The 7,298-nt window shown below is 73.7% G+C and carries 5 protein-coding genes and 1 pseudogene; 3 read left to right on the top strand and 3 right to left on the bottom strand.

What is annotated here, in order from left to right; translation table 11 throughout:
• Positions 1-88 precede the first annotated feature (88 nt).
• On the bottom strand, positions 89-1,195 hold the full coding sequence (locus ACLEQD_RS32885; protein WP_410389459.1) for a serine/threonine-protein kinase: 1,107 nt from the start codon (positions 1,193-1,195) through the stop codon (positions 89-91).
• 309 nt (positions 1,196-1,504) lie between these two features.
• Between ACLEQD_RS32885 and ACLEQD_RS32890 the strand changes: the two genes are divergently transcribed.
• From ACLEQD_RS32890 to ACLEQD_RS32900, 3 genes are all read left to right on the top strand, one after another.
• Positions 1,505-2,785 (top strand): amidohydrolase family protein, encoded by a 1,281-nt coding sequence (locus tag ACLEQD_RS32890; RefSeq protein ID WP_410389463.1) that lies wholly within the window; start codon positions 1,505-1,507, stop codon positions 2,783-2,785.
• Between the two features lie 45 nt (positions 2,786-2,830).
• Complete coding sequence (locus ACLEQD_RS32895; protein ID WP_171417622.1) at positions 2,831-3,391, top strand: peroxiredoxin; 561 nt, start codon at positions 2,831-2,833, stop codon at positions 3,389-3,391.
• Positions 3,392-3,616: 225 nt separating this feature from the next.
• A complete protein-coding gene (locus ACLEQD_RS32900; protein ID WP_410389460.1) occupies positions 3,617-4,684 on the top strand; it encodes a glycosyltransferase in 1,068 nt (355 codons plus the stop codon).
• Between the two features lie 509 nt (positions 4,685-5,193).
• Here ACLEQD_RS32900 and ACLEQD_RS32905 read toward each other — a convergent pair.
• On the bottom strand, positions 5,194-5,715 hold the full coding sequence (locus ACLEQD_RS32905; protein WP_410389461.1) for a hypothetical protein: 522 nt from the start codon (positions 5,713-5,715) through the stop codon (positions 5,194-5,196).
• Positions 5,715-7,298, bottom strand: a pseudogene (locus ACLEQD_RS32910) (hypothetical protein); the annotation flags it as partial. The pseudogene ACLEQD_RS32910 and the gene ACLEQD_RS32905, both read right to left, overlap by 1 nt.

Genomic DNA, 7,298 nt, shown 5'->3' on the forward strand with positions numbered 1-7,298 from the left:
CCAGGGGGCACCGCACCGGCGGGCCCGTCGTTGGAGCCTCCGGACACCACGGGCCCGTTCGCGCGACCCGGGGGCGAGCCTCCAGCCGTCACGGGCCGGGCGCGCAGCGACACGGTGTGGGTGCCCACGGGCGGCAGGGGACGGGCGCCGGACGGAACCGCGCCCGCGGGAGGTGGCGCGGGCCAGGCCGGGACACCTGCACCCCGAACGGCGGCAGCACGTCCACGGCCTGCGCACCCTCCGCGCCCGAGTTGGACGGATCCGCGAGCCTCGCCTGGCGCAGCGCCAGCCGCTTGGGGTCGCTGTCCGGCGGGAACAGCGTGTCCAGGTACGCGGCCACCTGCTCCGGCGCGGCGACCTCCGCGGGCCCGCCCAGCAGCTCGATGGCGGCGATGAACGTCTGCAGGCTGTCGAAGCGCGACTCCGGGTCCCTGGCGAGCGCCATCAGGCACACCGCCTCCAGCGCCTGCGGCACCGACGGGTCGAACGCGGTGGGCGGCTTCGGCCTGCCTTCGGAGATGCGCGTGAGCACCTCGTCGGTGGACATGCCGGTGAAGGGCCGCCGGCCGCACAGCTGCTCGTAGAGCATCACCCCCGCGGCGAACAGGTCCGCGCGGTGGTCCACGCTGCGGCCGGCGATCATCTCCGGCGACATGTAGAAGAACTTCCCCTTCAGCGTCCCGGGCTCCGTCCCCGCCCCCAGCGCGTCCGCCTTCGCGATGCCGAAGTCGATGACCTTCACCACGCCGTTCACGCCGACGTGGATGTTGTCCGGCGTGAAGTCGCGGTGGACGATTTTCAGCGGCCGGCCCGCCTCGTCCACGGCGCGGTGCGCGGCGTCCAGCCCGCGGCACGCGTCCACCAGCACGCGCAGGGTGATGCCCAGGGGCACGCGCTGGCCGCGCTCGGCGGCCTCCTGCCGCACCTCCGCGAACGAGCGCCCCTCCAGGAGCTCCATGGCGATGAAGGGCTCCGCGCCCTCCATGCCCAGCTCCAGGATGGACACCACGTGCGGGTGGCGCACCTGCGCGGTGATGCGCGCCTCGTTGAGGAACATCTGCACGATGCGCCGGTCCGCGACCAGGTGCGGCATCAGCCGCTTCACCGCCACGGCCGGGCCGCGCTGCCCCTCCGGGGTGATGGTGCGCGCCAGATACACCTCCGCCATGCCGCCCGTCGCGATGCGCGCGCTCAAGCGGTAGCGGCCTGCCCACGAAACGCCGGGTTCCGACACCAAGGTGGCGGCAGTCTACGGGCCCGCGCCCCCGGCGCCCAACGTCCTGACGGGCCGCCTGCCTGCCTGCCCCCATCCCTCCCACCCGACGCGCCGGGCATGCCCTCCGTGTTGGAGGGGGCGGGACGATGGGTGTGGGTGCAGGGATGTGTGGACCCGATGACGGAGGACGGGGCGGGAGTGCTAACCTCCCCCCCTCACGCGTGACCCCTAAGGGGAGGGGGGCGCCTTCACGAACCTCGCGAACCGTCGCGGATGCAGGGAGGGATGTTGGGCACCGTCCTCAAGGGTGGTTTCGTCGTCGAACTGGAGCCCGCGTCCGTGGAGCGGGTGGACCTGCGCATCGAAGGTGAGCGCATCGTGGCGCGGAGCGAGGACCTTTCGCCCGGCCCCGACGACGAGGTGGTCGCGCTGTCCGGCAAGCTCGTCTTCCCGGGGCTCGTCAACGCCCACCACCGGCTCGCGAGCGTGCTGTCGCGCGGCCTGGTCCACCCGCCGCCGTCGTCCTACCAGGCCCTGCTGGAGCAGGTGCGCTGGCCCTTCGAGAACGCGCTGGACCTGGACGCGGTGCAGGTGGCCGCCACGGCCGGCGGCCTGGAGTCCATCCAGTGCGGCACCACCACCCTGTTTGATTTGCACGCCTCGCCCAGGGCGGTGACGGGCTCGCTGCTCCGCTCGGCGCGCGGCCTCCATGAGGTGGGCGTGCGCGGCGTGCTGTCCTACGCGGTGACGGACCGCATGGGCGCGGTGGGCCGCGAGGAGGGCCTGGAGGAGACGGTCAGCTTCGCGCGCAAGGCCCGGGGCCGCTTCCGCGGACAGGTGGGCGCGGGCCCCTGCTTCACGCTGGGCGACGACGCGCTCCAGGGCCTGGGCGAGGCGCTCAACACCACCGGCACCGGGCTGCACTTCCCGCTCGCGGAGGATCCGCTGGACGAGCGGCTGTCCACCGAGCGCCACGGCAATCCGCCGGTGACCCGGCTGCTCACCAGCAACCTCCTGTCGCCCCGCGCCATGGCGGCGCACGCGGGCCACCTGGCGTGGGCGGACCTGGCGCAGGTGCTGGCCACGGGGACGTGGCTGCTGCACACGCCGCGCTCCAACCAGGGCCTGGAGGTGGGCTACGCGCCCGCGCTCAAGTTCGGGGCGCGCGCGTCGCTGGGCACGGATGGCACGTCGCCGGACCTGTTCGCGGAGGCGCAGGCGGCGTACCTGCGCTCGCGCGAGGCGGGGCAGCCCATCGACGTGCTGCGCTACCTGGCCAACGGCCACCGGCTGGCGTCGCAGGTGTTCGAGGCGGCCATCGGCCCCATGCGCGAGGGCGCGCTCGCGGACCTGCTGGTGCTGGACTACCTGTCGCCCACGCCGCTGACGGCGGAGACGCTGGCGTGGCACGTGGTGCACGGGCTGGGCAGCCGCCACGTGGAGGCGGTCATGGTGGACGGCGTGTGGCGCGTCTGGGCGCGCAGGCCCCTGTCGGTGAACCCCACGGTGGTGGCCGAGCAGTCGCGCGAGGCCGCCGCCGCGGTGTGGGCGCGGATGGCCTCGTCGTAGCGCCTGGAGCTTGTCGCGCTGTCCGGGGCCCGTTAAGTCCCGGGCATGCTCAACTCCCTGCTCGTCGTCGGATGGCTCAGCGCAGCGATTCCCCAGGTGGGTGAAACCGCCCCGGACTTCACGGTGAAGGACACCGCGGGGACGACCTACACGCTGTCGGAGATGGTGAAGAAGGGGCCGGTCATCGTGGCCTTCTTCCCCAAGGCGTTCACCAGCGGCTGCACGAAGGAGCTGACCGCGTACCGTGACCGCTACAAGGACATCGAGCAGGTGCAGGGCCAGGTGCTGGCCTTCTCCACGGACGACGCGGAGACGCTGACGCGCTTCAAGACGGAGCTGAAGGCGCCCTTCGCGTTCATCCCGGATCCGGACGGCAAGGTCGTGGGCGCGTACGACGTGAAGATGCCGGTGTTGACGGTGTCCAAGCGCTACACGTTCGTCGTGGGCGAGGACCGCAAGGTGCTCAAGGTGGACGAGGGCAAGGACGCCATCGACCCCACGGGCGCCATCGTCGCGTGTCCGCTGCGCAAGGGCGCCGCCGCGAAGCCCTCGGCGGCCCCGGCGGGGAACACGCCCCCCATCAAGGCCGAGCCCGCGACGAAGTAGCCGCGACGCGGACGTGGGCCCCTGGGCTTCCGGGGCAGGGGCACGGTCCACTCGCGGACGTCCTCGCGGCACGCGCGGGCTGAACGCTGGCCGCGCCGTTGAGGAGTTCACGCGGCCTGGCGCACGGCTGCTTGTCCGTCCGAGCCGGGTCGCGATAGCCCTGGGCTCGCCGCGCGCGGGAGCTCCTCCCTCCGCCGGGCAGGGGGCGTGAGGAGGCCCGAGTGGATGGACATTGTCTTCCTGGGCCCGGTGTGCCGGCCCGCCGCCGAGGCGCAAGCGGGCACGGCTCCGAGGCAGCTCGCGAAGGCGCTCCGGCGGCGCGGACACGCGGTCCTCCTGCTGGAGCGCACGATGCCCGGCGTGTGGTCCGAAGCGTCATCCACCGTCGCGGCGTATCAGGACCTCGCGGACCTCCACGCGCGCTTCCATTCGCGGGTGCGCCGCGCGGACCTGGTGCTGGTGGACGCGGACGTGCCGCAGGTCGCGGACGTGAGCCGCTGGGCCACGAACACGGCCGGCGGGCTCACCGTCTTCTGGGACCGGGACACGCCCCGGACGCTGGCGCGGCATGCCCTGCGCGAGGACCCCGGCTGCATGACGCCGGAGCTGTTCGCGGGCTACCGGCTCTATCTCTGTTCAAGTGGAGGCCCGGTGCCCCGGCAGCTGGAGCGCGAGTGGGGCGTGGCCCGTGCGCGCGTGTTCCTGCCCGGTGTGGACGCGGAGCACTTCGCGCCCGGAAGCGGCAGGACGCGCTGGGACCTGGGGCACCTGGGGCCGTTGTCGGCGGAGCGGCGGGGGCTGCTGAGGCAGTGGTTGCTCGGCGCCGCGCGCGGCTGGCCCGAAGGGCGCTTCGTCCTCGCGGGGATGTTGTCCGCGGTGGATGACGCCTGGCCCGCCAACGTGGCGAGGCATCCCGTGTCGTCGCCAGGGGAGCACGCGGGCTTCCTCGGTGCGCAGCGCTTCACGCTGGCGCTCTCCCAGGCGGAGCACACGCCGGGCGCGAACCTGTTCGAGGCTGCGGCCCGTGGGGCGGCGCTGATCTGCGACCCCTGGCCGGGCCTGGAGGACGTCTTCGCGCTGGGCGAGGAGGTGATGGTCGCCCGCACGGAGCGGGACGTGCTGCGCTACCTGCTCGCGATGCCGGAAGCGGACCGGCGCCAGCTGGGCATGCGCGCCCGCGCAAGGGTCCTGGCCGAGCACACCGTGGCCCACCGCGCCGTGCAGCTGGAGCAGTACGCGAACGACGCGGACCGGGGCGCCTCCTGGATGGCCCCGGTGCGCTCGCTGAACTGAGCCTCAAGGACCCAGGACGACGGCCTCGTCGCGATGCGTCACATCCAGGCCAGGCCTGAGCCCTGTCGGCGGCGCATCGCACGAACCGGTCCGACAATCGGACCCGTTGGGACTGCCGTCGTGGCTGGGGCCCGCCCACCCGAGCAGCAGAAACCTGTCGGACAGTCGGACCCGTTGGGACGACCACGCTTGGGGGAGGGTGCTCGCGCCGTCCGGGCAGCTTGAATCGGTCCGACAGTCGGACCAGTGGGAACGACCACGGCGTGGGAGGGCGCTCGCGCCGTCTTGAACTGGTCCGACAGTCGGACCGGTTGAGACACCCGCCATGGCCGGGGGGGGCCTGCCCACTCGCACTGCGGAAACCGGTCCGACAGTCGGACCGATGGCGGCCTTGTCACCCGGCGTAGGGCTTGAGGGACTCCGCTCCCGCCAGGTGGCTGAACCCGGTCCGACAGTCGGACCGGCTGGGACCGCGTCGGGCGGGAGGTGGGCAGCAGGGCCTCCGGGGCCTATGCGTCCTTCGGCGCCTTCACCATCTCCCGGGGCGGGAACACGAACTGCGCGGCGCCGGCCACCAGCGGTGACGCATCGCGCTGGAACTCGGCGAGCATCGCCAGCCGCTCCTCCGTCCAGCCACGTCCGTCCGCCGCGTCGCGCACCAGGCAGTGCAGGGCCACGCGTCGCGCCTCCGGGCTGGGGCTCCACGCCAGGCGCCCGCCCACCACTTGCATCATGTCCACCGGCAGGTTCGACACCGCCACCTGGGCCGCCATCAGCGCGTCCGCGTGGAGCCACCCCTCCTGCCCCATCACGTCCAGGTGGCTCGCGAAGGCCTCGGGTTCCAGGGCCACCACCGCGCAGCGCACGCGCAGCGTCGCTAGGCACGGGTCCTTCGTGAGCAGCCCCGTCACCAGTCCCTGCACCGTGTGCAGGGGCACGGGCCGCATCCGCTCCCGGGGCTGGAGCAGCGCGTCCATCGCCACGCTCAGCGCGCGCCGGTCCTCCACCACCGCCGCCAGCATCCGCTCCATCAGGGCACGTCGCGCTCGTCGGCCCGGTACACCAGCGCGCCCATCGCCGCGCGCACCTCGTCGTCATAGGGCGAGGCCAGCCGCGCGCCGCAGGCGGAGAGGAACACCCGCTCCCGGTCCTTCACCTGGAGCCATGCCGCGCGCCGCAGCAGGTCGATGCGCGCATCCGGCTCCGGCCGCGCCAGCACCTTCGCGAGCAGCGCGGACAGCCGCGCATCCAGCGCCTCCGTCAGCCGGTCCGCCGGGATGTCGCCCACGCGCGCCGCCATGATGGCGTCCTCTCCGGTGACGGCGCGCTCGAACACCTCCCACGTGGGCTCGCGGTCCAGGTGGTCCCACAGCGCACGCAGGAGCGCGATGCGCACGTCGCGGTGCAGGGGCTTCGCGTCCAGCTCCAGCAGCCGCGCGTAGCCCGCGTCCGAGCGCAGCTCACCCAAGAGGCGCACCACCTCCTTGGCCACCGTGACCTTGGTCAGCGGCACCTCCGCGAGCAGCGACAGCACCCGCGTGACGGGCATGCCGTTGAACGCGCGGCGCAGCCCGTAGATGGCGATGCGCGCGCGCGAATCCTCCAGGGCCCCCAGCAGCGTGGGCACGCCCTGGCCCTGGTCGCACCGCGCCATCACCCGCAGGGCCCGCTCCTGCACCGCGGGCCGCTTGTCGCCCGCCAGCGCCAGGAGCGCGTCCATCGGCGCCCAGTCCAGCACGGCCATCCGGGTCACCGCCGCCAGCAGCGTGGGCGTGTCCCGCTCCGGGTCCTCGCACAGCCTCGCGAGCGCGCGCGAATACGCCCGGTTCTGCTCCACGTTCCACCGGAAGAACCCCGAGTCGAACGGGAGGAGCCAGTGCGTCGCCCCCGTGGCGAACTGGCCGGTGATGACCGGCGCGTGGAGGTATGGCCCCAGCAGGTCCTGCCTCCGCCGGTGCAGGTACTCGCGCACCACCGGGATGGCGATGGCGCTCTCGTCCCGCTTGAGCAGTGCGGGCAGCATCCGCTCGAAGTCCTTCACCGCGCGGTAGCGCAGCACCCACAGCGCGTTGCTGGACGGCTTGCCCAGCCGCAGCGCCACCCGCTCCAGCTCCTCCACCAGCTCCCGGTGCAGGGGAAGGCCGCGCTTCTCGGCCACCGCCAGCGCCACCACCTCGTCGTCCCAGCCCCGGTCCCGCCAGCGCCGCAGGGTGCCCGCGAGCGTCGCCTCGAAGCGCGGCCGGTCCTCCTTCGACAGCCACGCCGTCAGCGCCAGCGCCAGCCGGTTGTCGGGCGTGGCGTCGCGCACGGAGACGAGCCAGTCCGACAGGCCGGGCACCAGCGCCGCGCGCTTGCCCAGGCTGGCCGCGAGCTGGAGCAGGGGACCGCCGCGCTCGCGCTCCGCCCAGACCTTCGCCAGCGTCAGGAGAGAGGGCGCGGCCCGGCGCACCTCGTCGTCCGTCAACCGGTGCCCCAGCCCCGCGTCCTGGATGCGCCCGCGCTCCTTGAGGAAGGTGCCCAGCCACTGGGCGCCCCAGGCCGGATCCGCGCCGAAGGCCCGCACCAGCAGCCGCTCCGCCGCCTGCGCCGTGCCCACCGACAGGTCCGCGGCGTC

The organism is Corallococcus sp. 4LFB, from assembly GCF_046520365.1.
Classification (GTDB): domain Bacteria; phylum Myxococcota; class Myxococcia; order Myxococcales; family Myxococcaceae; genus Corallococcus; species Corallococcus caeni.